This window comes from Aquabacterium sp. (assembly GCF_049317225.1).
Classification (GTDB): domain Bacteria; phylum Pseudomonadota; class Gammaproteobacteria; order Burkholderiales; family Burkholderiaceae_C; genus Aquabacterium.
In genome coordinates this window covers 1-23,086 of record NZ_JBMOIR010000011.1, presented here as the reverse complement: position 1 = coordinate 23,086, position 23,086 = coordinate 1, and the positions used below count along the sequence as shown (strand labels likewise).

The window sequence follows — 23,086 nt, the reverse complement described above, 5'->3', positions numbered from 1 at the left end:
ACTCCAGCCTGTCAGCTCTTGCTGGCTCGTGTGCGCGGACGAGCGGTTTTGCCTGCAGGCTTGCTGGCAGTTTTGCGACCGGTCTTGCTTGCGGGGGACTTTTTGGCCGATGCCGATGTGGCGGCAGGCTCACTGGCTGACTGCGCGGCCGCAGCGGTGGCCGCTTGCGCCTTGGCCATCATGTCGGTCATCGAGGCGCCCACACTCTCGCCAACGGATTGCGCGGTCTGAGTCGCCTGGGTGGCCAAATGAGAGAACTGCTGTGTAAGCGTGTTCCACCATTGCATGGGGTTCACCATGTCGGCCCCTGCGGGGTCTCCGGCGTCAGCAGAAGTGTTCGGTGGTCCCATGTCTGGCGTGGATGCCTCCGGGGGCGTGGCAGGGGCATCCGGCACACGGGCCATCAACTTTTCCCGCAGGGCGTCGACCGACACATTCATGCCTTTGAGCGTCGACAGCGTCATGCGCTGCACCTCCAGGCCCTGAATCGTCATGGCGATCATGCGTGCGTTCTGCTCCAGCCAGAACTGCACGGTCTTGAGGTCCTGAATGCGCTTGTCCAGTTCTTCAGGGTCCAGCGTGGGCATGCTCCAGACGGGCATGCCGGGCGCAGGCTGTTTGCCCGCCAAATGAGGCAGTGCGCTGCCAGCGGCTTTCAGCCAGTCTTGAAAAAAATTCAGACCGCCTCCCAAGCCGCCAAAAGCGGAATGATCAGAGGTGGAGCCAGACGGGTCAGGGGTGCCGGGGCGGGTGGGCATGCGAAGTTCCTTCCAAAATGTGCGGAGGGCAAAACGGGGCAGTCCAATGGCTTGATTGTGCGCTTCCTTCAACGCGCTGCGAAGACATCTTCGGGTTGCACCGCATAATCGGCGGCTTCATGCAACGCCGAAATCTGTTTTCTCATCTTGCCCATCTTGCTGCCGCGATGGCTTGGCAGCAGGTGATGGCGACCAGTGCGCACGCGCAAAGCGTGGTGCCGGAGGTCTGGCTGCCGACTGCAGACGCCTTCACCCTGGGGGTGGCCAGCGGTGAGCCTCGCCCGGATGCTGTGGTGATTTGGACGCGTCTGGCCCCACAACCGCTGACCGCCGATGGCGGCATGCCGCCTCGGCCGGTGCCCGTGCGCTGGGAAATCGCATTGGATGAGCGCTTTGCGCGCATTGTGCGCAACGGCGTGGCCACTGCGCACCCGGATGCCGGGCACAGCGTCCATGTTGACGTCAATGGCTTGCAGCCTGAGCGAACCTATTTCTACCGTTTTGAAGCGGGTGGTCAACGCAGCCCGGTCGGCCGCACCCGCACCGCCCCGGCTCCCGACGCCGCCACGGGCCACCTGCGCATGGCGCTGGCATCCTGTCAGCACTACGAGATGGGCTACTTCACGGCTCATCGCGAGATTGCTGCCGCCGATGTGGACCTTGTGCTCTTTGTGGGAGACTATATCTACGGAACGCAAGCACGGGCCTACCAGCGCGTGCGTCGCCATCCTCACGTGATGCCGCCGGTGGCCGAACGCAACTTGGCGCATTACCGGATGCACCATGCAGCCTACAAGCTCGATGCGGACCTGCGCGCCAGCCATGCTGCCCACCCTTGGTTGCTGACGTGGGATGACCATGAAGTTGCAGCTGACTACGCGGGCTTGAGCAGCGCAGAGTTGGGCGACCCCGAGCTGTTTTTGCGCGTGCGCACAGCGGCATACCGCGCGTATTTCGAGCACATGCCCCTGTCGCCACACCGTGCGCCAGTTGGGCCGAGCATGCCGCTGCATGGCCACTATCAGTGGGGCAAGCTGGCAGAGTTCTGGACTGTCGACACGCGCCAGTACCGCGACGGTGCCGTGTGTGCCGGCGTTCACGCCCCACTGGATGGCAAGCTGTTGTGGCGCTGTGATGCGGCCAAAGCGCCCGCGCGCACGATGCTGGGGCAAAGCCAGGCCTATGAACTGGAGGCCGAGTTGGCGTCCAGTGAACGCGACTGGAAGTTCATTGTGCAGACCACGCAGGTGGCGCCGGGGGCTGTCCGTACCCCGTTGGGTCCCCTGATCTACGCCGATGGCTGGGATGCGTACCCTGCCGCGCGCCAGCGTTTGTTGGAGACCATTGCGCAGCCCCGCGTCCCCAATGTGGTGTGTCTGGGAGGGGACGTCCATCGCCATGTGGCTGCGGCCTTGCGCCTGGATCCGAGTGATCCGGCCTCGCCTGTGATCGCCAGCGAAATTGTGACCACCTCCATCAGCAGCCAGGGCTTGAGCGAGCTTCTCACCAGCTGGATGAAGCGTTCGAATCCCGACTTGCTGCACGTGCGGAGCGACGAACGGGGCTATGTGCTGCTGGATGTCACGCCCCAGCAGATCACCTGCGAGTTTCGTGCAACCGCTCATCCTGTGCGTGCGGACAGCCGTCTTCGGACGCAGGCACGCTACGCCATTGATCGCGGCACGCCCGGCCCCCGCAAACTGTGATGCCCGTTAGTTCAGCCTGAGCCGGCTGTGTGGCGGGACGTTGGCCAGCAAAAAGTCCATTTGGTCGGCCACGATGCGCCGACCTCGCAAGATCATGTCCTCGTACAAGCTGGGGACGTATGGCAAGTAATGCATGGACCAGCCGAGCTCCTGCAGTGTCCGGCTTCCTTTACGGCCATTGCATGAACGGCAGGCCGTGATGCAGTTCATCCAGGTGTCTTGCCCGCCGCGGGACTTGGGGTGAATGTGCTCACGTGTCAAGTCATCCCATGGCGTGACCTGCCCGCAGTAGGCGCACACCTGTCGGTCACGCGCAAACAGCTTGGGGTTGGACAGCGACGGCTGCTGACGCCATGCCCGGCTTGGCATGGCCCCTCTCACGGCAATGATGGGATGAAGGTCCAGCCGGGACGGCAGTCCGGTCAGTCGCTGCGTCCCCCCTCTGAGCACAATGAAAGGGTCCCCCACCGTCCACGCGATTTGGTCGGTGGCATACAGCAGCGCCGCATCTTTGGCAGATAGCCAAGACTGCGGGCGCCCCGAAACGTCCAGTTGCAGCACGTTCATACCATCCTCGAGAGATGATGATGGACACAGGATAGTGCAGCTTGTGTGACGATCTCAACCGTAGCCGACCTGTTTCCGGGGAAAGCGTGTTGCGTTAAGGGGAAACCCTTGGCTTCTGCGCATCTTCACCTGATTCAGGGGGTGGCATCCCAAGACTTGTCGAAAAAAATTTATCCACAAGTCACACAGGCGCCATCATTTTCTGCAAAATAGCACGACCGTTCGTTTTATTTTGAGGACTGCCGTGGCCCAACTGTCTGCCCATGACGCCCCAACCACCCATGAGGTGGTGCGTGAGCGTGGGCGCGGGGCGCACAAAGGTCAGCAGACTCGTGCCGCGATTCTGGAAGCCGCTTTGAGCCTGGCTTCGCAGATGGGCATCGAGGGGCTGTCGATCGGGGCACTGGCCGAGGTCACCGGCATGAGCAAGTCGGGCGTGTTCGCCCACTTCGGCTCACGCGAAGAACTGCAGATCTCGGTCATCCGCGAATATCACGAGCGTTTCGATGAAGAAGTTTTCCGTCCCGCCATCGCGCAGCCGCGTGGTTTGCCGCGTCTGCGTGCCCTGGTCAAAAACTGGGTGAGCAAGGTCGCGACGGAAATCGACTCCGGTTGCATCTATATTAGTGGCGCCGTCGAATTCGACGATCGCCCCGGTCCGGTGCGTGACGCCCTGGCAGGCATGGTCCTGCTGTGGCATGGCGCATTGGAGAAAGCCATCCGCATTGCGATTGACGTTGGGGACCTGCGCCCTGATACCGATCCCATGCAGATGCTGTTCGAGATCCACGGCCTGATTCTGTCTTTGCATCATGACGCGCGCTTCTTGCGCTCGCCGGGTGCGGTGGAGCGGGCCCGCGTGGCGTTTGAGCGAGTCATCCAGTTCTATGCACTGGGGGCCGCCGCAATGCCTGCAGGAGCTGCAGTGCCTTCGGGTGCTGCGACCGTCGGGGGGGCGTCCGCTCCTTCGGCACCCATTTGATACCCACTTCATTTTTTTAACGAGCCTTTCTCTCCGAGGAGCTTCACGATGCCTTCTTACAATCCTCCGCTGCGCGACATGCAATTCGTGATGCACGAACTGCTGGGCGCTGTCGACGAACTGAAGCAGATCCCCAAGTACGCTGATCTGGATGTCGATACCGTCAATGCCGTGCTGGAAGAAGGCGGCAAGTTCGCTTCGCAGGTCATCGCTCCTCTGAACCTGGTGGGCGACGTGCAAGGTTGCGTCCTGAACAAGGAAACCCACGAAGTCACGACGCCTGAAGGCTTCAAGGAAGCCTACAAGCAGTACGTCGAAAACGGCTGGTCTGCTCTGTCGGCTGACCCAGAGTTCGGTGGTCAAGGTCTGCCTCAGCTGATCAACCAGGCCATCTATGAAATGAACAACTCGGCCAACCAGGCCTGGACCATGTACCCCGGCCTGAGCCACGGCGCTCACGCTTGCCTGGAAGTGCACGGTACGCCTGAGCAAAAGGCCACCTACCTGCCCAAGCTGACCTCTGGCGAATGGACCGGCACGATGTGCCTGACCGAGCCACACTGCGGTACCGACCTGGGCCTGCTGCGCACCAAGGCTGAGCCTGTGGGCGACGGCACCTACAAGATCACCGGCCAGAAGATCTTCATCTCTGCTGGTGAACACGACATGGCCGAGAACATCGTTCACTTGGTCCTGGCTCGCCTGCCTGACGCACCAGCTGGTTCCAAGGGCATCTCCCTGTTCGCCGTGCCGAAGTTCAACGTGAACGCTGATGGTTCCATCGGTTCGCGCAACGGCATCTACTGCGGTGGCCTGGAGCACAAGATGGGCATCCACGGTAACGCCACGGCACAAATGGTGCTGGACGAAGCCATCGGTACCCTGGTGGGCCAACCTCACCGCGGTCTGCCAGCCATGTTCGTGATGATGAACGGCGCACGTCTGGGCGTGGGTAACCAATCGCTGGGTCTGACCCAAGTGGCTTACGAAAACGCTGTGACCTACGCCAAGGACCGCATCCAGATGCGTGCCCTGTCTGGCGCCAAGCGTCCTGACCTGGCTGCTGACCCCATCATCGTTCACCCCGATGTGCGTCGCATGCTGCTGACCGCTCGTGCTTACGCTGAAGCCGCTCGTGCGCTGGTGTACTTCACCGCCATCGAACTGGACAAGGAGCACAACCACCCTGACGAAGCCGTCCGCAAGGAATCTGGCGACACCGTCGCTCTGCTGACCCCAATCGTCAAGGCCTTCATCACCGAAAACGCCTTCAAGGCCACGGTGGAATGCCAACAGGTCTACGGCGGCCACGGCTTCATCCACGAGTGGGGCATGGAGCAGTTCGTGCGTGACGCACGTATCAACATGATCTACGAAGGCACGAACACCGTGCAATCGCTGGACCTGTTGGGTCGTAAGGTTCTGGGCGACGCTGGCGCCAAGCTGACCAAGTTCGGCAAGCTGGTGGGTCGTTTCGTCAAGGAAAACGCCGACAACGCCGACATGCAAGAGTTCACCAAGCCTTTGGCTGAACTGGGTCAGAAGGTCCAGGCCTTCACCATGGAAATCGGCATGAAGGGCATGCAGAACCCTGACGAAGTCGGCGCCGCCGCTTTCGACTACCTGCGTGTCGTGGGCCACATGGTCTACGCTTACTTCTTCGCCCGCATGGCCAAGATCGCGTTGGAAAAGCAATCTTCTGGCGACAAGTTCTACATCGCCAAGCTGGCCACCGCTCGCTTCTACTTCGCCAAGCTGCTGCCTGAAGTCGAGACCCTGATGGTCACGGCCAAGGCTGGTCTGAAGCCCCTGATGGAAATGGACGAAGCCCTGTTCTAATCGACAGGTTCTTCCGAGGGAGGAGGTCTCTCCTCCCTTGCCGCCATTTCACCTCAATCTGAAGTTCCCCTAGGAGAGAACATGAGTCAATTCAACGTGCGCAAGGTGGCCGTGCTCGGCGCCGGCGTGATGGGTGCCCAGATCGCCGCCCACCTGGTCAACTGCAAGGTGCCGGTCGTTCTGTTCGACCTGCCCGCCAAGGAAGGCCCGAAGAACGGTATCGTCACCAAGGCCGTCGAAAACCTGAAGAAGCTGAAGCCAGCTCCTCTGGGCGTGACCGAAGACGCAGCGCTGATCCAGCAAGCCAACTACGAAGAGCACCTGGAAGTGCTGCGTGGTTGCGACCTGATCATCGAAGCCATCGCTGAGCGTCTGGACTGGAAGGAAGATCTGTACAAGAAGATCGCTCCGTTCGTCAACGACAACGCCATCCTGGCCACCAACACCTCCGGTCTGTCCATCACGGCCATGGCCAACGTGCTGCCCGAGCAACTGCGTTCGCGCTTCCTGGGCATCCACTTCTTCAACCCTCCGCGCTACATGGCGCTGCTGGAGTTGATTCCCACCGAGTTCACCGCGCCTGACGTGGTCGACAAGCTGGAAACCTTCTCCACCTCCGCTGTGGGCAAGAGCGTCATCCGCGCTTACGACACCCCCAACTTCGTCGCCAACCGCGTTGGCGTGGCCGGCATGCTGCTGACCTTCCGCGAAGTCGAGAAGTCTGGCCTGGGCTACGACATCGTTGACGACCTGACCGGCAAGAAGCTGGGTCGCGCTTCGTCCGCGACTTTCCGTACCGCTGACGTGGTCGGTCTGGACACGATGGCGCACGTCATCAAGACCCTGCAAAACGGTGCCAAGGACGATCCTTTCAACGGCGCGTTCGAAACCCCTGCTGCCCTGTCCTCGCTGATCGAGAAGGGTTTCCTGGGTCAGAAGACCAAGCAAGGTTTCTTCAAGAAGGAAGGCAAGACCATCCTGCAGTTCAGCGCTGCCACGGGTGAGTACGTTGCTGCTGGCGGCAAGGCCGACAAGGAAGTCGTTGACATCCTGAAGAAGCCTGCTGCTGAGCGCCTGAAGGCTCTGCGTGAGTCCGCCAACCCTCAAGCTCAATTCGTGTGGGCCATCCTGCGCAACAGCTTCCACTACGCTGCTGTGACGCTGGAGTCCATCGCTGAATGCGCTCGCGACATCGACTTCGCCATGCGTTGGGGCTTCGGCGCCAAGCAAGGTCCTTTCGAGCTGTGGCAAGAAGCCGGCTGGAAGCAAGTGGCTGAGTGGATCAAGGCCGACATCGACGAAGGCAAGGCTCTGTCGAAGGCTGCGCTGCCCGCTTGGGTGTTCGACGGCCGCGACGGTGTCCACACCGCCGAAGGTTCCTGGTCGCCCAAGGCTGGCAAGTACGTGCCTCAGCGCAACCTGCCCGTCTACAAGCGTCAGTTCTTCCGTGAAGACGTGCTGGGCTCCAACGCTCCGAACGCTGCCACCGCTGGCAAGACCCTGTTCGAAGACGGCGCCATCCGCCTGTGGACCCTGGACGACGAAGTGGTCATCGCTTCGATCAAGTCCAAGATGCACACCATCAGCGAAGCTGTGACCAACGGTCTGGTCAAGGGCTTGCAAATCGCTGAAGCTGGCTACAAGGGCATGGTCATCTGGACGCAAGACGGCCCCTTCTCCGCTGGTGCCGACCTGCAATCGATGATGCCTGCTTTCATGAACGGCGGCGGCAAGGCCGTGGCTCCGTTCGAGAAGGCTCTGCAAGACTTCATGCTGTCGCTGCGCTACTCCAACGTCCCGACCGTGGCTGCCATGCACGGTCTGGCCCTGGGCGGTGGTTGCGAACTGGCTGTGCACGCTGCCAAGCGCGTGGCTGCCATGGAAACCTATGTGGGTCTGGTCGAAGTCGGCGTGGGTCTGATCCCCGGCGGCGGTGGTCTGGCTTACCTGGCTCGCCGTGCTGCTGAGCTGCTGGAACCCTCCAAGGGCGTGTCCGGCCAAGTTGGCGGTGAACTGATGGGCTTCCTGAAGGAAGGCTTCCAGGCTGCAGCCATGGCCAAGGTCGGTACTTCTGCGATCGAATCGCGCAAGTTCGGCTACCTGATCGACGGCGACATCATCGTTCCTCACAAGGACGAATTGCTGCACGTGGCCATCGCTCAAGTGAAGGCCATGTACGAGTCGGGCTACCGTGCTCCTGCCAAGAAGCTGATTCCTGTGGCTGGTCGCAACGTGAAGGCCACGCTGCAATCGTCGCTGATCAACATGCGTGACGGCGGCTTCATCTCGGCTCACGACTACTACATCAGCTCCTGCATTGCAGACGTGCTGACCGGTGGTGACGTTGACGCTGGCACCCTGGTGAGCGAGGAATACCTGCACGCCCTGGAGCGCAAGCACTTCTGCGCCCTGCTGGACAACCCCAAGACGCAAGAGCGCATCATGGGCATGCTGTCGACCGGCAAGCCTGTCCGCAACTGATCGATCGGAGACAAACACATGTCTAAACAACTTCGTGACGTTTACGTCGTCGCTGCTACCCGTACCCCGATCGGCAAGTCTGGCCGCGGCGTGTTCAAGAACACCCGTCCGGACGATCTGCTGGTGGCCACCATCAAGAATGCCCTCAAGCAAGTTCCTACGCTGGATCCTGCTGCCATCGAAGACGCCATCGTTGGCTGCGCGATGCCTGAAGGCGAACAAGGCATGAACGTGGCCAAGATCGCCACGCTGCTGTCTGGTCTGCCCAAGACTGTGGCCGGTGCTACCGTGAACCGCTTCTGCGCGGCCGGTATCACCGCCGTGTCGATGGCTGCTGACCGCATCCGCGTGGGCGAAGCCGAAGTCATGATCGCCGGTGGCGTGGAATCGATGTCCATGGTTCCCATGGGCGGTTCCAAGCCTTCGTTCAACCCTGCTGTGGTGAACCTCGACGAAAACGTCGGTATCGCTTACGGCATGGGCATGACCGCTGAAAAGGTGGCGGCTCAGTGGGGCATCACCCGCGAAGAGCAAGACGCTTTCGCGACCGAGTCGCACCGTCGCGCCATCGCTGCTCAGCAAGCTGGCTTCTTCGACGCTGAAACCACACCGATCGAAGTCGAAGTGCGTACGCCTAACCTCGAAACCGGCGAAGTGACCATCACCAAGAAGGTCATCACCCGTGACGAAGGCGCTCGTCCTGACACCTCCGTGGAAGGTCTGGCCAAGCTGCGCCCCGTGTTCGCTGCCAAGGGTTCGGTCACGGCCGGTAACTCGTCGCAGACATCGGACGGCGCTGGCTGCCTGATCCTGGCTTCGAAGGAAGCTTGCGAGAAGTATGGTCTGACACCTCTGGCCAAGTTCGTGGCGTTCGCCGTCAAGGGCGTGCCTCCCGAAATCATGGGTATCGGCCCGATCGAAGCCATTCCAAAGGCCCTGGAATACGCTGGCCTGAAGGCCTCCGACATGGACTGGGTTGAGCTGAACGAAGCGTTCGCTGCTCAATCGCTGGCCGTGCTGAAGGATCTGGACAGCAAGGGTCACGTGCTGGACCGCGCCAAGGTCAACCCGATGGGCGGCGCGATCGCTCTGGGTCACCCCCTGGGCGCAACCGGTGCCATCCGCGCAGCCACCGTGGTTCACGGTCTGCGTCGCACCGGCGGCAAGTACGGCATGGTCACGATGTGTATCGGTACCGGCCAAGGTGCTGCTGGCATCTTCGAGCGCGTCGACAGCCTGTAATCGGCTCACACGCGTTTGACGCCTGAGAAAGCCCGCCAGTGTGCGGGCTTTTTCTTGAAAGTTGTATGGAACATTTGACGCTTCACACGGACGACGGGCACACGCTCGCTGCACGGTGCTATCGGCCTGCGCCGGGTGGTGCTGCGCAGCGGGTGGTGTTCATCGGGTCGGCTTTGGGTGTGCCGCAATCGTTTTACGAACGCTACGCACGCTGGCTGGCGGGGCATGGCGTGGTGGTCTATACCCTGGACTGGCGCGGCATCGGTGCGTCGGCTCCCAAGGATCTGCGACGCTATCGTGCCCGCCTCATCGATTGGGCCCTGCAGGATGCGCCTGCTCTGATGAAGTTGGCGCAACAACGCCATCCCGAATTGCCCATGAGCTGGTTTGGCCACAGCATGGGTGGCATCCTGTACGGTTTGATGCCCCAGTTGCCGCAAGTGGATCATGTGGTGACGCTGGGCAGCGGCAGTGGCTACCATCGGCATCTGGCGAAGCCCTTGCGCTATGGCATGGGCTTGTTCTGGCATGTGATGGTGCCCTTGAGTGTGGCGCGTCACGGGTATTTCGCCGGCAAGAGACTCAATGCCGTCGGTGACTTGCCCAAGGGCATCATTGCGCAATGGAAGCGCTGGTGTGCGTCCCCCGAATTCGTGTGCAGCGAGGGTGGGGCGGTCAAGGCCGCCTACGCCTGCGTGACGCGGCCCATCCGGGCTGTTTTGTTCACGGATGACAAACTGGCCAGTGAAGCGGGCATCCGCGCGGTTCACCAGCCCTACACCTCATCGGATGTGCGCTACGACATCCTGCATCCGCAGGACATCGGGGCCGCATCGGTGGGACATTTTGATTTCTTCCACACGCGGATTGGTCCGCGCGGCTGGGCTCACAGTCTCCCATGGCTGGGGCTGAGCGCGAATCCTCAACAAGGAGACATGCATGTCTGACGACATTCTCGTGCACCGTGAAAACGGTGTTCTGACCCTCACGTTCAACCGTGTGGACAAGAAAAACGCCATCACCACCACGATGTACCAAACCCTGGCCACCGCCCTGCGCGAATCGGCCGAGGATGACAGCGTCCGCGTGGCCGTGCTGCAAGGCGCGGTGGAAATCTTCTCGGCCGGCAATGACCTGGCCGACTTCCTGAAGAACCCTCCCAATCCGAATGCGCTGGAAACGGCGCCGGTGGTGCAGTTCCTGCAAGCGCTGCATGCCTTCCCCAAGCCCATCGTGGCCGCCGTCTGCGGTCCCGCTGTGGGCATCGGTGCCACGATGCTGCTGCATTGTGACCTCGTCTATGCGGGTGACAACGCTGCGTTCAGCTTGCCATTCGTGAATCTGGGCGTGTGTGCGGAGGGCGGCTCCAGCGTGATGCTGCCTCAGGCCGTGGGGTATCAGCGCGCCGCCGAGAAGCTGCTGTTGGGCGAGGCCTTCTATGCCGAAGAGGCGCTGGACATGGGCATCGTCAGCCGCATTCTGCCGCCTGGTGATGCCAATGCGTATGCCCAGGCGCAGGCTGCCAAGCTGGCCGCCAAGCCAGCGTCGTCGCTGCGTGTGACCAAGGCGCTGATGCGCAAGTCGCAGCCCGGCATGCAGGACCTGATGCTGGCTGAAATTCGCGAGTTCGTGCAACTGCTGTCCGGCCCCGCTGCCAAGGAAGCCATCACGGCCGTGATGGAAAAGCGCAAGCCCGACTTCTCGAAGTTCTGAGGCTGAGGCCGAGCGTGGTCGGTGTCGTCAATCCCAGCGGATGTCGCCACAGATCACGCGCCAGACCGTGTTGCCTTGTTCATCTTGGCAGCGGTAAGCCATGGAGGCCGTCACGCACTGGTGGCTGCCCAACATGGAGCGATAGGGCCGCGTGATTTGCGGCTGGCTCACATGCTCCATGGCGCGGCGGAAATAGTGCCGACGGGCCCAGCATGCGCCTTGCCCATCCAGCAGGGGATTGGTGGCGTTTTGCGTGTCGGGTGCTTGTGCTGATGTCGACCACAAGCTGGTTCCGATTTGATAGCCCTTGGCATCCAGAACGTAGCAGGCCTCGGCGTTGGGCAGGGACAGAAAACTCCGGCACGCTTGTTCCAGCGATCGGCTCGCACCCAGCATGACGCCTGCGTGCCAGATGGCTTTGGTATACGGCGCGGTGCGCTCGTGGTTGGCCTGTCGTTGCCGCTCCCGGTGTGCGGACAGGTCCTGCAATCCTTTCAGCAGGCTATCTGGGGCGTGCCGTTTGGGCATCAGCGCAGGCTGAGGGCGTCCGTAGTAATACCCTTGCACCAAATCGGCATCGCAATCGAGGGCCAACAAGGCTTCGTCCTCGGTCTCAATGCCTTCCATCAGCACCATTGAGCCGCACTCGTGCAGCAGCGAGGCCATTTGCGCAATCACGCGCTGAATGCGTGGTTCACGCGCGCCGCGCGCGACCAAGCTGCGATCCAGCTTCACGATGTCGGGTTGCAGTCGCCAGACGCGATCAAAGTTCGAGTGCCCGGCGCCGAAGTCGTCGATCGCGATCAAGGCCCCAGCCTGTCGGCAGTGGCGAACTGCTTGCTCAAAGGCAGCAGTGTCGGTCGTCTGTGCTTCCAGCACTTCCAGCACCAGGGACTCGGTGGGGACGCCAAACTGGTTGACGATGCGGTCGATGGAGGAGGTGCGCTGCTCGGTCGCCAGCCGCATGAAACTGGCCGGACTGAGGTTGACGAACAGCCATTCGCCCGAACGATCCTGGCGCTGATAGTTGCTCAGGTGGACCATGCTGCTGATCTGGTCGCAGCGGGTCTGGGCATCCTCGTCGGGACACGATTCGAACACGGCCAACGGCGAGACGGCCTGACTCTCCGTGTTTTGCGCGCGCATCAGTGCTTCATGCCCGATGAGTCGCATGTGCGACAGGCTGTAGATCGGCTGAAAGTGACTGTTGAGGCGATAGCCACCAAACTGGCCCGTCGTGGTCGGACCCGTGGTGTCGAGCTGGCTCAGCAGGTATTCAAGCGTGGTGAACATGGGGCAGAAGTCGCGTGCGCAGGCTTAGCTCTGTTGCTGGAAACCGTTTTGGCGGAACGTGAGCACCAATGTATCGCGCCAGCCGTGGGTTTCCAACGGTTGAATGGGGGTGGATTCGTGAATCACGCGCTCGTCGTCCAGCAGCATGGTGCTCCAGGGCTGGGTCAAGGTGAAGCGGACGCCTTGGGGGCCGTTGGCCTCGAAGACCCGTGTCTCACCGCCCTTGATGCCATGTCGCTCCAGCATCAGGACGGCCACGTAGTCGACGCCGTCCCGGTGCGCGCCCTCGGGCGTGGGGCGCCCGATGCCTCCCGTGGTATCGACCCGGAACTGGTGTGCTTCGATGAACCACTGGGCTGTGGGTTTGGCTTGCGCCAGCAGGTGGCCGATCTGGCTCAACAGGGCGCGCCACAGCGGGCTGTCCGTGACGTGGCTGGCAATGGGCTCGAACCAGCGCTCGAAGCCGCCATGCAAAGCGTTGTAGGTCACGGGCTGCCAGTGCGCGCGGTGGGGCACCTGGGTCAGCTGACCGTTGGCGTTGTCCAGCACAAAACTGCCGTGGCGACGAAAGCGGTAATGACCACCATCCCGCAAATGCTGATCGGGCGGCAGGTCAGACCAGCTGGCGTGCAAGGCATCAGCCTGTTCGGGCGATGCGTTCAACCAGTTCAGCAGGTGCGGGGCATCCATCAGAGCCCAGCCTTGTTGCTTCAGCAGGCTCGGAGCGGCTTCAGGTTCGATCGGCGTCAAGTGGTCCATGCCCGATGGTCGCACAGAGTTGAACGCCCGGGTGCTGTACGGGGAGTTCACGCCGCGATCACGGCGCGAGTGTCAGCTTTTTGCCAGTGACCTGGACACGGGCGCCAATCGCGTACTGTTGCCCCACTGAAAACTCTTGCGCCGTACCGTCGTCCAGTTTGACGCGGGTTTTGTAAACGGTGTGCTTCTTGACGTTCTTTTCAACTTCGTTGCCGGCATAGCCGCCCGCGACGGCCCCACCGACGGTCAGCAGGGCGTTGCCGGTGCCTTTGCCCATCTGGTTGCCGACCAGTCCGCCCAGCACGGCACCCGCGACCACACCAGCCCCGCTGCCCTCACCTTTGACCTGGACAGCCTGCACGCTTTGCACTGTCCCCAGCTTCACGGCCGTGGCGGCATTGCTGGGCTTGGTGCTGCTCGCTGCTGCAGGGTGACTGAGGGACAACGACGCGATGGCCAAGGCCAGGCACGTGAAGCCGCGAGACAGCGTGGAGCGGGCGAGAGCGTTCATGGGACTGGGTGAATGAAGTACAACAAACGCTCAGTCTGTCACGAACTCGATGTGGTGTTTGTATCCGTCTGTGTCTCGGGCTTGACCAAACGGGGCTTGCCTTCATCGTCAATGGCCACATACGTGATGTTGGCCTCCGTCACCTTGAACAACTGGGGCTGGCGGGGGTTGCGTTCAGCCCAAACTTCCATGTGCACGGTCACCGACGTACGACCGATTTTCTCGACGCGCCCGTACAACGACACCACGTCACCCACTGACACGGCGTGTTTGAAAGTGAACTGGTTGACCGACACCGTGGCGATCCGTCCCCGCGAGATGATGCCGGGCAGGATGGAGCCGGCGAGGTCAACCTGCGACATGATCCAGCCGCCAAAAATGTCGCCATTGCCGTTGGCATCCTGGGGCATGGGGATCACGCGCATGAGCAACTCCATTTCGGGATGGAGGTCAGGCGGGCACAGCAGGATATTGGTTTTGGGTGTGACGGTCATGGGCAAACAGATTGACAATCAGGCCCTCCGGATTTGGAGAGCGACCTGTCGATTGTTTCAGAATGCGCCGATTTGCCCACGCCCCCACTGCGGAAAACCCAAGTTCCTCCTCGGACGTTCGCCGTTCCGACCGTGACACCCTGGCGCGGCTGTGGCCCTACCTGTGGGCCTACAAAGGTCGGGTGATTCTGGCGCTGGCCTTCATGGTGGGGGCCAAGCTGGCCAATGTGGGCGTGCCGGTTTTGCTCAAAGAGCTGGTTGACCGGCTGGCGCCGCATCCCGATCGCGCGGCGGCCTTGCTGGTGGTGCCGGTGGGGCTGCTGGTGGCCTATGGTCTGCTGCGACTGTCCACGTCGTTGTTCACCGAGTTGCGCGAGCTCGTTTTTGCCAAGGCGACCGAAGGGGCCGCGCGCAGCATCTCGCTTCAGGTGTTTTCGCACTTGCATGCGCTGAGCCTGCGCTTTCACCTGGAGCGCCAGACGGGGGGCATGACGCGGGACATCGAGCGGGGCACCCGCGCCGTGCATTCGCTCATCTCGTACTCGCTCTACAGCATCATCCCGACGCTGATTGAAGTGGCCCTGGTGCTCACGCTGCTGGCCACCAAGTTTGACGTGCTCTTTGCCTGGATCACGCTGGCGGCGCTGGTGGTCTACATCGCGTTCACCGTGACGGTGACGCAGTGGCGCACGCGATTTCGGCGTGAAATGAACGAGATGGATTCGAAGGCGCACACCCGTGCCATCGATGCTTTGCTCAATTACGAGACCGTCAAGTATTTCAACAACGAAGCGTTTGAGACGCAGCGTTACGACGAGGCGCTGGAGCGACTGCGGGTGGCCGCCCTGCGTAGCCAGCGATCACTGTCCATGCTGAACACCGGTCAGCAAATGATCATTGCTGTGGGGTTGATTGCGATGCTGTGGCGGGCCACACAAGGGGTGGTGGAGGGCCGCATGACCGTGGGTGATCTGGTCATGGTCAACGCCTTCATGATCCAGCTGTACATCCCCTTGAACTTTCTGGGCGTGATTTACCGTGAGATCAAGCAGTCCCTGACGGATCTGGACAAGATGTTCACCTTGATCGAGCGTGAGCGCGAGGTGGCGGATGCGCCGGATGCCAAGCCCTTGCTGATCAAGGGGCCACCCAGTGTGCGGTTTGACCAGGTGCAGTTTGCGTACGATCCGGCTCGTCCGATCTTGCACGACGTGAGTTTCGAGATCCCTGCTGGCCAGACCGTGGCGGTGGTGGGGCCGTCCGGATCAGGCAAGTCCACGCTGGCGCGCTTGCTGTACCGCTTCTACGACGTTCAGGGCGGACGCATCACGGTCAACGGACATGATCTCCGCGGGCTGACTCAGGACAGTTTGCGGCGCAGTATTGGCATCGTGCCGCAAGACACGGTCCTGTTCAACGACACGGTGGCTTACAACATCGCCTACGGGCGCCCTCAGGCCACGCAGGACGAGGTGGTGGCCGCGGCGCAGGCCGCTCGCATCCACGACTTCATCGCTGGCACGCCCAAGGGGTACGACACGATGGTGGGCGAGCGGGGGCTGAAATTGTCGGGTGGCGAAAAGCAGCGCGTGGCCATTGCGCGTACGCTGCTCAAGAACCCGCCGGTGCTGGTGTTCGATGAGGCGACATCGGCGCTGGATTCGGCCAATGAGCGGGCCATCCAGGCCGAACTCGCGGCGGTAGCCCAAGGCAAGACGGTGCTGGTGATCGCACATCGGCTCTCCACCATCGTGCATGCGCACGAGATTCTGGTGATGGACGCCGGTCGCATCATCGAGCGCGGCACCCACCCGCAACTGCTGGCCGCCAACGGGCGCTATGCCGACATGTGGCGCTTGCAGCAGTCGGGGCATCAGGACGGCGTGTAACCCCGCCCCGGGGGGCGTCACCGCACGCGCTTGCGGCCGATGCCGAGGGCGTCGGCCAGCCAGAAGTGCAGGTGGTAGCGCCATTTGCGCAGGTACACGGCCACCTTCTGCGCAAACGGGTAGCGCCGGTAGTCGGTGCGTCCGCCAATGACCGAGGCTGCTTCTTCGTGGCTGCGTTGGCGGAAAAAGTCCGGGCGCGCCGCCATCAAGGTCAGGTCGCGTTCCCAGTGGTGCTTGAAGTCGAAGTCCACTGGGCGATAGATGTGTTCGCGGTGCGGAACCAGCTTGGCCGCACCTTGGCGGGACACCATGTAGGCGGTGCCGTCGACAGGCCCCTGGCCCCATCGACACAGCTCGACCTGATCAGACAGGCGAGACACCAAAGGCGCGTTTTTGCCCAGGCGGCTCAGCTTGAGCAGATCCCATTGACCGGCAGTTCGGGCCAGCAGTGACAGCGTTTCTGTCGATACGATGTCTTTCGGCGCGAAGTCGTCTTCCAGAATCAGGGCGCAATCCAGTTGTCGCTCGTGAATCAGTTGCCAGCACTTGAGGTGGCTGAGAAAGCAGCCAATCTCGCCGGGGGTCAGCGCGCGGAACCACTCGTTGTCGGGCGCAGGGGACGGATTGGTCTGTTTCAGCCATGCCGGATCCAGCTTGGCGCCTTCAATGCCCGGCACGCGCTCCCATTTCAAGCCCAGACCATCCAGGACTGCGGCTGCTTGTGCCAGTCGGTCTGTCGATCGGTCCAGGTTGATCAGAAAAATCGTTGGCGCAGACATGCCTCAATTCTTGTCGTTGACGTTGATGAATGGCACCGCACCACTCGTTACGCTGGGCAGTTTGCCATCCCATTTGCGGATGGCCTCGCGCTCGTTTTCAATGCGGCGCAGGGCCAACAGGTCGGACGTGATTTGTTGGCGCTGCAGGGCCAGGGCGTCGGCTTCGGCCTTGGCGCTGGCCACTTTCTGCTTTGCCTCGACTTCGATGCGTTGCAGATCACGTTCGGCCTTGAGCTTTTCCTGCTCGGCCTTGACCTTGGCTTCAATCGCCTCGCTGAACGAGCGTGAAAAGGCAAAATTCACGATGGCAAACTCGTCCAGGACGAGTCCGTGGCGTTGCATTTTTTCGCGCAGCAGACTGCCAATGGCATCACGCACTTCGGTGCGGCGCGACACCAGCTCTTCGGCCGTGAAGCGGGCGGTGACGGCCTTCACGGCTTCTTGGGCCGCAGGAATGATGATGCGGTCGGCCGCGATCTCGGTGCTGGGTCCGATGTTGCGAAACACATTGACCACTTCCTTGGCGTCCAGGTGGTAGTTGATGGCGATGCGGGTGTGAACGGACTGCAGGTCTTTGGACGCGGCGTCACCTTCTCCTTCGCCCTTTTGCAGGCGCACATCCATCACGTGCATCGATTGGGCCAGTGGCACGCGGAAGTGGATGCCCGGGTCGTACACCTGCTCGTCGGGCTTGCCGAAGGTGGTTTTGACGCCGCGCTCTCCCGCCGAGATGACGACGACCGGGCTCAAGGACCACAGGCCCAACAAAACAGCGCCACCAATGAACAGGGTGCGCACCAAGGTGCGGCCCGCGGAACTGGGATTCAGGTCTGCCATGACAAGGCCTCGTGCAATGAAGGGAGGTTGGGGGCTTGGTCCTGCATCACATTGTGAATCAGAGATGCGAAAATCGAGCCCTTACCGATGACTTTTGCGGCCGTTGCCATGACGACACCTCCCACCACTTTGACCCTCACCCGCCCTGATGACTGGCATTTGCATGTGCGCGATGGGGCGGCCATGGCCGCCGTGGTGCCGGCAACAGCGCGTCAATTCGGTCGCGCCATCGTCATGCCCAATCTGCGTCCGCCCGTGACCACGGCCGAGCAGGCCGCTGCCTACCGTGACCGCATCCGCGCCGTGGTGCCGGCCGGTGTGAACTTCGAGCCCCTGATGGTGCTGTACCTCACCGACAACACCCCAGCAGACGAAGTGGCGCGCGCCAAAGAGGCCGGCGTGGTCGCGTTCAAGCTGTACCCAGCCGGTGCCACGACCAACAGTGATGCGGGTGTGACCGATCTGCGCAAAACCTACAAAGTGCTGGAAGCCATGCAGCGCGAAGGCCTGGTGTTCTGTGTGCACGGCGAAGTGACCGACAGCGACATCGACGTGTTCGACCGCGAAAAAGCCTTCATCGATGACAAGCTGATTCCGCTGCGCAAGGACTTTCCTGAACTGAAGATCGTGTTCGAGCACATCACGACCAAGGAAGCCGCTCAGTACGTTACCGAAGCCGATCGTTTCGTCGGTGCCACGATCACGCCGCAGCACTTGCTGTACAACCGCAACGCCATCTTCACCGGTGGCATCCGCCCGCACTATTACTGCCTGCCCATTCTCAAGCGCGAAGAGCATCGCGTTGCGCTGGTGCAGGCGGCCACCAGCGGCAGTCCCAAGTTTTTCCTGGGCACCGACAGCGCGCCCCATGCCTCGCACCTGAAGGAGCATGCATCGGGTTGTGCCGGGTGCTACACCGCGCCATGCGCGATGGAGTTGTACGCGGAAGCATTTGAGGCCGTGGGCGCCCTCGACAAGCTGGAGGCCTTCTCCAGCTTCTATGGTCCGGACTTCTACAACCTACCACGCAACACCGACACCATCACCCTGGTGCGTGATGACTGGGTTGTGCCGGAAAGCCTGCCGTTCGGTGAGGCCGAGATCAAGCCACTGCGTGGTGGCGAGACGCTGCACTGGCGTCTGCGTTAAGGCGCCTGGCCGCAGAATCAGGGGCGGCCGAGCTGTGCCTCGGCTTGCAACTGCTGGTACAGCGCCTGCGTGGCCTTCAGCACCAGCATGATCTGCCTGTGGGCCTCTTCATGCGGCATGGCGTAGCCGCTTTGCACCCATTGCTTGGACATGTAGATCAGGGCGCCCATCACCCCGGCCGCCAGGCTTTCGGGGGAGACGCCAAGTGCTGGGAACTCCGGAAACAGCGTCGTGATCAACAGATACAGGCGCTTGGAGAAGTCCCGGTCGGTGTCGGTCGGAGTCTCGGTCGGGCGTTCCATGTCGTGCAGGATGAAGGCATCCCACAAGAGGATGCGAGCCCGGCGCCGGTCCTCGTTCAGGAAGTTCAGCCAGACCGTGACCGCCGCTTCCGTTTGTGCCAGGCGAGGAAGATGGGGGGGGACCTGATCCCTGGCCACCTGGATTTGTTGGTTCAGTCGTGTCCACAGATCCATGTAGACCGCATTGAACAAATCCAGCAGGGTTTTGAACGACTCGTAAAAGTAGCGCTCTGTCAGCCCGGCCTCGGCGCAGACGTCTCGCACTGTGCTGCGATGAAAGCCGTTGGCACCAAAGACCGTCAGGCCTGCAGCCATGAGTCTGTCGCGCCGCTCCTTGCGTCGGTCTGCTGCCGTCACGCCGCCGTAGGGGCGGGTGACGGTCGATCGGCGGGGGGAAGCAGGCTTGTCTGACTTCATGTGTGGGGTGGCGGAGGATCCGAATCCTGATGCTGCGAGGCAGACTTCTTCAGTTCGGCTCGCAACTCGGCAATTTCCTCACGCACAGTGTGAAGCTGTTTGTGCATGTCACGCAAGATCTCGCGTTCGACTTTGCGCTCCTGGTTGCCCACAAACATGGCGGCAATGCTCGCTGTCACCAGTGACAGCAGGCCGTAACCCAGCAGCACCACGAACACAGCAAAAATGCGAGAGGCCGTGGTGCTGGGGACCACATCCCCATATCCTACGGTGGCCGCAGTGGAAAACGCCAGCCACAGACCTTCATTCAAGGTTTGGACTTCGGGGTCCAGCCAGTAAAAACCAATGCCGCACAGAGCGAGCACTGCGCCGCCCATGGCCAGCAAGCGGGCCAGACCGGTTCGGGTGAACAGAGGCAGACTGATCATCACCAGTCGATACAGCATGAGCACGGCGATGGCCAGGCGCCAAGCCAGCGCCAGTCGGGACTCATTGCTCTGCGGTAAGACCGCACTCAGCAGCAGCGAGGCGCCCAGAAACCAGTCCAGCCGCTCTTCCACCGGGCGGGCACCCCAGGTGTAGGTGTCTGCGTCATCGGACTGGGCGCGCTTGGCGTGCAGGCGCTCTTGCCAGGCCGTCCACAGCACGATGACGCCGCTGACCACATACATCCACGTTGCCCAGGTGGCCTGCGTGGGCATCATGGAGTCATAGAAAGCCGGCACACTGGCGACAAGCGCCGCCAGCATCGCCCAGGGGGAACGATAAAAGCGCCGGTAATAGACTGACATGACTCCAGATTCAGCGGTAAATCAGGCGGGCAGATAGCCGTCGACAGACAGATAACGCTCGCCGGTGTCGTAACAGAAGCCCAGGACGCGCGAACCGGCGGGCAGTTCAGGCAGTTTCTGTGCAATCGCAGCCAAGGTCGCACCCGAGGAAATGCCAACCAGGAAGCCTTCCTCGCGCGCAGCACGGCGCCCATATTCTCGGGCGTCTTCGGCATCAACCTGAATCACGCCATCCAGCAGTTTCGTGTCAAGGTTGGCGGGAATGAAGCCTGCGCCGATGCCTTGAATCGGGTGTGGCGAGGGTTGGCCGCCCGAAATCACGGGCGAAGCCTTGGGTTCGACGGCAAAGACCTTGAGGTTGGGCCACTTTTCCTTGAGCACCTTGGCGCAACCCGTGAGGTGTCCACCGGTGCCCACACCAGTGATCAGCACATCCAGGCCTTCGGGGAAATCGGCGAGGATTTCTTGCGCGGTGGTGCGTTCGTGCACGGCCACGTTGGCCGGGTTCTCGAACTGCTGCGGGATCCATGCGTCAGGAATGGTCGCTGCCAACTCCTGGGCGCGGGCGATCGAGCCCTTCATGCCCTTTTCGCGTGGGGTCAGGTCGAATTGGGCGCCGTAGGCCAGCATCAGGCGACGGCGTTCGATGGACATGCTGTCAGGCATGACCAAAATCAGCTTGTAGCCCTTCACGGCGGCTACCATGGCCAGACCGATGCCAGTGTTGCCCGAGGTGGGTTCGATGATGGTGCCGCCGGGCTTCAGTGCGCCGTTGCGCTCGGCTTCTTCGACCATGGCCAGCGCAATGCGGTCTTTGACCGAGCCACCGGGGTTGGCGCGTTCGGCTTTGATCCAGACCTCGGCACCTGCGCCGAACAGTCGGTTCATGCGCACATGAGGGGTGCGGCCAATGGTTTCGAGAATGTTTTGGGCTTTCATGAGCTGAGCTCCGTTGGATGGCAGAAGAAAGACCTCACGCGAACAGCTGGGTTCGTTGAGCGCGTCAGAATAGGGTCCATGAATTATTCCAGTGCAACCCCCGCGCGCTGGCGCCGGGCCTTCTTCTTTATCCTCATATCGATATTGCCTGTTCTTTTGCTGGGCCAATCTGCGCTGGCGCAGACTTTTTTGCCGGTAGACCAAGCTTTTCGTCTGAATGTGGATGTTGCTGGTCCGAGAGCAGTGCATGTGGATTTCCGTTTGGCGCCGGGCGTTTACCTGTACCGCGAACAGATGAAGCTGCAGTGGCAGGCGGCGGGCGCGGAGCCCATGACCCTGGCTTGGGACCTGCCGCCGGGGCAATCCAAGCACGACCCCAACTTTGATCGTGTGCTGGAGGTCTACCACGCCGATGTCGGGGGCGGAGCTACCTTGCCCGATGGGGCCAAGGGCGAAGGTCGGCTGACGGTGGGCTACCAAGGCTGTGCCGATGCCGGGATTTGCTACCCGCCGCAGCAGCGTCAGTTCAAAGTTACGCTGGATGCCGACGGCAGCGTCGCCGGGGTTCAACCTTTTGAGACCTCATCGGTGGTGACGGCACCGACGGATGTCGGCGCCGAGGCGCAGGGCGGTGATCGCATTCGGCAGGCCTTGGCATCCGGCAAGCTGTGGGTGGTCGTGCCCGTGTTTCTGCTGGCAGGGCTGCTGTTGTCCTTGACGCCGTGCGTGTTGCCGATGGTGCCCATCCTGTCGTCCATCATCGTGGGGCAGCGTGATCAGGTGGGGCGTGCCCGTGGTTTTGCGCTGGCGCTGAGCTATTCACAGGGCATGGCGCTGGTCTACACCGCGCTGGGCGTGGCAGCGGGGCTGCTGGGCCAGGGGCTGTCGGCGTATTTGCAGCACCCTTGGGTGGTGTTGGCATTTGCCGCGTTGATGATCGTGCTGGCGCTGTCCATGTTCGGGCTCTATGAGTTGCAACTGCCAGCGGCGGTGCAAAGCTGGTTGGGGGCCGGATCCAGTCACTTGCCGGGCGGTCGGTTTGTCAGCGTCTTTGCCATGGGTGTGGTGTCGGCCCTGATCGTGAGTCCTTGCGTGTCGGCCCCGCTGGCTGGCGCTTTGCTCTACATCAGTCAAACCCGCGATGTGGGCCTGGGCGCGGCGGCGCTGTATGCCATGGCTTGGGGCATGAGCGTGCCCTTGTTGCTGGTCGGTTTGTCTGCGGGCAGCCTGTTGCCCCGCACAGGGCCATGGATGAAAGCCGTGAAGGCACTGTTTGGTGTCCTGATGCTCGTCATGGCCGCGTGGGTCAGTCGCCCTGCCTGGCCCTATGTCCAGACGCAGTGGCTGGGCCGCAGCGTCTTGTCTGCCACGCATCAAAGCGTGCTGCCGTTCCAGCGGGTGCGTTCCGTGGCCGAACTGGATGCGGCGCTGGCGCAAGCCAAGGCCGCCGGCCAGACGGTCATGCTGGACTTCTATGCGGACTGGTGTACCTCGTGCCTGGAAATGGAGCACGACACCTTCACCGATCCGCTGGTGCAAGACCGACTCCGGCCCGTGGTGCTGCTCCAGGCCGATGTCACGCTCAACAGCGCGGACGATCGGGCCTTGTTGCAACGCTTCCAGTTGTTTGGGCCGCCG

The 23,086-nt window shown here is 61.9% G+C and carries 21 protein-coding genes; 10 read left to right on the top strand and 11 right to left on the bottom strand.

Translation table 11 applies throughout. The features are described 5' to 3' along the window. Positions 1-11: 11 nt before the first annotated feature. Positions 12-758: a PhaM family polyhydroxyalkanoate granule multifunctional regulatory protein gene (locus ACOYNB_RS09025; RefSeq protein ID WP_422838763.1), complete on the bottom strand. Its 747-nt coding sequence runs from the start codon at positions 756-758 to the stop codon at positions 12-14. A gap of 167 nt (positions 759-925) precedes the next feature. Between ACOYNB_RS09025 and ACOYNB_RS09020 the strand changes: the two genes are divergently transcribed. Continuing rightward, positions 926-2,464 carry an alkaline phosphatase D family protein gene (locus tag ACOYNB_RS09020; RefSeq protein ID WP_422838762.1) on the top strand — a complete coding sequence of 513 codons (1,539 nt, stop codon included), beginning with the start codon at positions 926-928 and terminating at the stop codon, positions 2,462-2,464. Positions 2,465-2,470: 6 nt separating this feature from the next. On the opposite strand, the gene ACOYNB_RS09015 is transcribed toward ACOYNB_RS09020, so the two are convergent. After that, on the bottom strand, positions 2,471-3,031 hold the full coding sequence (locus tag ACOYNB_RS09015; protein ID WP_422838761.1) for an HNH endonuclease: 561 nt from the start codon (positions 3,029-3,031) through the stop codon (positions 2,471-2,473). 244 nt (positions 3,032-3,275) lie between these two features. Here ACOYNB_RS09015 and ACOYNB_RS09010 point away from each other — a divergent pair, with 244 nt between their 5' ends. The 6 genes from ACOYNB_RS09010 to ACOYNB_RS08985 all read left to right on the top strand — a co-directional run bounded on the left by ACOYNB_RS09010 (position 3,276) and on the right by ACOYNB_RS08985 (position 11,288). Further along, a complete protein-coding gene (locus ACOYNB_RS09010; RefSeq protein WP_422838760.1) occupies positions 3,276-4,013 on the top strand; it encodes a TetR/AcrR family transcriptional regulator in 738 nt (245 codons plus the stop codon). 48 nt (positions 4,014-4,061) lie between these two features. Next, positions 4,062-5,852, top strand: coding sequence for an acyl-CoA dehydrogenase C-terminal domain-containing protein (locus ACOYNB_RS09005; protein ID WP_422838759.1), 1,791 nt, complete (start codon positions 4,062-4,064; stop codon positions 5,850-5,852). Positions 5,853-5,933: 81 nt separating this feature from the next. Continuing rightward, a complete protein-coding gene (locus tag ACOYNB_RS09000; protein ID WP_422838758.1) occupies positions 5,934-8,333 on the top strand; it encodes a 3-hydroxyacyl-CoA dehydrogenase/enoyl-CoA hydratase family protein in 2,400 nt (799 codons plus the stop codon). Positions 8,334-8,351: 18 nt separating this feature from the next. Next, a complete protein-coding gene (locus ACOYNB_RS08995; protein WP_422838757.1) occupies positions 8,352-9,575 on the top strand; it encodes an acetyl-CoA C-acyltransferase in 1,224 nt (407 codons plus the stop codon). A 65-nt stretch (positions 9,576-9,640) separates the two neighbouring features. Then, the gene (locus ACOYNB_RS08990) at positions 9,641-10,522 is read left to right on the top strand and encodes an alpha/beta fold hydrolase (protein WP_422838756.1); all 882 of its coding nucleotides are present in this window, start codon (positions 9,641-9,643) and stop codon (positions 10,520-10,522) included. Beyond that, entirely contained in the window at positions 10,515-11,288 is a 774-nt protein-coding gene (locus ACOYNB_RS08985; RefSeq protein ID WP_422838755.1) for an enoyl-CoA hydratase, read from the top strand. Before ACOYNB_RS08990 ends, ACOYNB_RS08985 begins: the two co-directional genes overlap by 8 nt. Before the next feature lie 27 nt (positions 11,289-11,315). Here the strand turns inward: ACOYNB_RS08985 and ACOYNB_RS08980 are convergent, their stop codons facing one another. Genes ACOYNB_RS08980 through ACOYNB_RS08965 form a run of 4 tightly spaced genes read right to left on the bottom strand, consistent with a single transcriptional unit; the run spans position 11,316 to position 14,345 of the window. Continuing rightward, positions 11,316-12,581 (bottom strand): EAL domain-containing protein, encoded by a 1,266-nt coding sequence (locus tag ACOYNB_RS08980; RefSeq protein ID WP_422838754.1) that lies wholly within the window; start codon positions 12,579-12,581, stop codon positions 11,316-11,318. Between the two features lie 24 nt (positions 12,582-12,605). Continuing rightward, positions 12,606-13,340 carry a 2OG-Fe dioxygenase family protein gene (locus ACOYNB_RS08975; protein ID WP_422838753.1) on the bottom strand — a complete coding sequence of 245 codons (735 nt, stop codon included), beginning with the start codon at positions 13,338-13,340 and terminating at the stop codon, positions 12,606-12,608. 58 nt (positions 13,341-13,398) lie between these two features. After that, positions 13,399-13,851 carry a glycine zipper 2TM domain-containing protein gene (locus ACOYNB_RS08970; protein WP_422838752.1) on the bottom strand — a complete coding sequence of 151 codons (453 nt, stop codon included), beginning with the start codon at positions 13,849-13,851 and terminating at the stop codon, positions 13,399-13,401. Between the two features lie 38 nt (positions 13,852-13,889). Beyond that, a complete protein-coding gene (locus ACOYNB_RS08965) occupies positions 13,890-14,345 on the bottom strand; it encodes an acyl-CoA thioesterase (RefSeq protein ID WP_422838751.1) in 456 nt (151 codons plus the stop codon). 62 nt (positions 14,346-14,407) lie between these two features. Here ACOYNB_RS08965 and ACOYNB_RS08960 point away from each other — a divergent pair, with 62 nt between their 5' ends. Further along, positions 14,408-16,234, top strand: coding sequence for an ABCB family ABC transporter ATP-binding protein/permease (locus tag ACOYNB_RS08960; protein ID WP_422838750.1), 1,827 nt, complete (start codon positions 14,408-14,410; stop codon positions 16,232-16,234). 17 nt (positions 16,235-16,251) lie between these two features. Here ACOYNB_RS08960 and ACOYNB_RS08955 read toward each other — a convergent pair whose 3' ends face one another. Further along, the gene (locus ACOYNB_RS08955; protein WP_422838749.1) at positions 16,252-17,013 is read right to left on the bottom strand and encodes a glycosyltransferase family 25 protein; all 762 of its coding nucleotides are present in this window, start codon (positions 17,011-17,013) and stop codon (positions 16,252-16,254) included. 3 nt (positions 17,014-17,016) lie between these two features. After that, complete coding sequence (locus ACOYNB_RS08950; protein ID WP_422838748.1) at positions 17,017-17,850, bottom strand: prohibitin family protein; 834 nt, start codon at positions 17,848-17,850, stop codon at positions 17,017-17,019. 108 nt (positions 17,851-17,958) lie between these two features. Between ACOYNB_RS08950 and pyrC the strand changes: the two genes are divergently transcribed. After that, a complete protein-coding gene (gene pyrC / locus ACOYNB_RS08945; protein WP_422838747.1) occupies positions 17,959-18,999 on the top strand; it encodes a dihydroorotase in 1,041 nt (346 codons plus the stop codon). Between the two features lie 17 nt (positions 19,000-19,016). Here pyrC and ACOYNB_RS08940 read toward each other — a convergent pair whose 3' ends face one another. Genes ACOYNB_RS08940 through cysK form a run of 3 tightly spaced genes read right to left on the bottom strand, consistent with a single transcriptional unit; the run spans position 19,017 to position 21,448 of the window. Further along, positions 19,017-19,718 carry a TetR/AcrR family transcriptional regulator gene (locus tag ACOYNB_RS08940; RefSeq protein WP_422838746.1) on the bottom strand — a complete coding sequence of 234 codons (702 nt, stop codon included), beginning with the start codon at positions 19,716-19,718 and terminating at the stop codon, positions 19,017-19,019. Beyond that, positions 19,715-20,509: an ion channel gene (locus tag ACOYNB_RS08935; RefSeq protein WP_422838745.1), complete on the bottom strand. Its 795-nt coding sequence runs from the start codon at positions 20,507-20,509 to the stop codon at positions 19,715-19,717. The genes ACOYNB_RS08940 and ACOYNB_RS08935 overlap by 4 nt, the downstream gene beginning before the upstream one ends. Positions 20,510-20,530: 21 nt before the next feature. Then, complete coding sequence (cysK, locus tag ACOYNB_RS08930) at positions 20,531-21,448, bottom strand: cysteine synthase A (protein ID WP_422838744.1); 918 nt, start codon at positions 21,446-21,448, stop codon at positions 20,531-20,533. Between cysK and dsbD the strand changes: the two genes are divergently transcribed. Beyond that, on the top strand, positions 21,404-23,086 hold a 1,683-nt coding region (gene dsbD / locus ACOYNB_RS08925), incomplete at its 3' end, for a protein-disulfide reductase DsbD (protein WP_422838743.1). The genes cysK and dsbD overlap by 45 nt on opposite strands.

Bases quoted from the DNA above. Each gene is read 5' to 3' on its own strand.
- ACOYNB_RS09005 (WP_422838759.1), top strand. From the start codon at position 4,062: ATGCCTTCTTACAATCCTCCGCTGCGCGACATGCAATTCGTGATGCAC.
- ACOYNB_RS08980 (WP_422838754.1), bottom strand. From the start codon at position 12,581: ATGTTCACCACGCTTGAATACCTGCTGAGCCAGCTCGACACCACGGGT.
- pyrC (WP_422838747.1), top strand. From the start codon at position 17,959: ATGACGACACCTCCCACCACTTTGACCCTCACCCGCCCTGATGACTGG.
- ACOYNB_RS08970 (WP_422838752.1), bottom strand. From the start codon at position 13,851: ATGAACGCTCTCGCCCGCTCCACGCTGTCTCGCGGCTTCACGTGCCTG.
- ACOYNB_RS08990 (WP_422838756.1), top strand. From the start codon at position 9,641: ATGGAACATTTGACGCTTCACACGGACGACGGGCACACGCTCGCTGCA.
- ACOYNB_RS09020 (WP_422838762.1), top strand. From the start codon at position 926: ATGGCTTGGCAGCAGGTGATGGCGACCAGTGCGCACGCGCAAAGCGTG.
- ACOYNB_RS08950 (WP_422838748.1), bottom strand. From the start codon at position 17,850: ATGGCAGACCTGAATCCCAGTTCCGCGGGCCGCACCTTGGTGCGCACC.
- ACOYNB_RS08995 (WP_422838757.1), top strand. From the start codon at position 8,352: ATGTCTAAACAACTTCGTGACGTTTACGTCGTCGCTGCTACCCGTACC.
- ACOYNB_RS09000 (WP_422838758.1), top strand. From the start codon at position 5,934: ATGAGTCAATTCAACGTGCGCAAGGTGGCCGTGCTCGGCGCCGGCGTG.
- ACOYNB_RS08935 (WP_422838745.1), bottom strand. From the start codon at position 20,509: ATGTCAGTCTATTACCGGCGCTTTTATCGTTCCCCCTGGGCGATGCTG.
- ACOYNB_RS09025 (WP_422838763.1), bottom strand. From the start codon at position 758: ATGCCCACCCGCCCCGGCACCCCTGACCCGTCTGGCTCCACCTCTGAT.
- cysK (WP_422838744.1), bottom strand. From the start codon at position 21,448: ATGAAAGCCCAAAACATTCTCGAAACCATTGGCCGCACCCCTCATGTG.
- ACOYNB_RS08940 (WP_422838746.1), bottom strand. From the start codon at position 19,718: ATGAAGTCAGACAAGCCTGCTTCCCCCCGCCGATCGACCGTCACCCGC.
- ACOYNB_RS08965 (WP_422838751.1), bottom strand. From the start codon at position 14,345: ATGACCGTCACACCCAAAACCAATATCCTGCTGTGCCCGCCTGACCTC.
- ACOYNB_RS08960 (WP_422838750.1), top strand. From the start codon at position 14,408: ATGCGCCGATTTGCCCACGCCCCCACTGCGGAAAACCCAAGTTCCTCC.
- ACOYNB_RS08975 (WP_422838753.1), bottom strand. From the start codon at position 13,340: ATGGACCACTTGACGCCGATCGAACCTGAAGCCGCTCCGAGCCTGCTG.
- ACOYNB_RS08955 (WP_422838749.1), bottom strand. From the start codon at position 17,013: ATGTCTGCGCCAACGATTTTTCTGATCAACCTGGACCGATCGACAGAC.
- ACOYNB_RS09015 (WP_422838761.1), bottom strand. From the start codon at position 3,031: ATGAACGTGCTGCAACTGGACGTTTCGGGGCGCCCGCAGTCTTGGCTA.
- ACOYNB_RS08985 (WP_422838755.1), top strand. From the start codon at position 10,515: ATGTCTGACGACATTCTCGTGCACCGTGAAAACGGTGTTCTGACCCTC.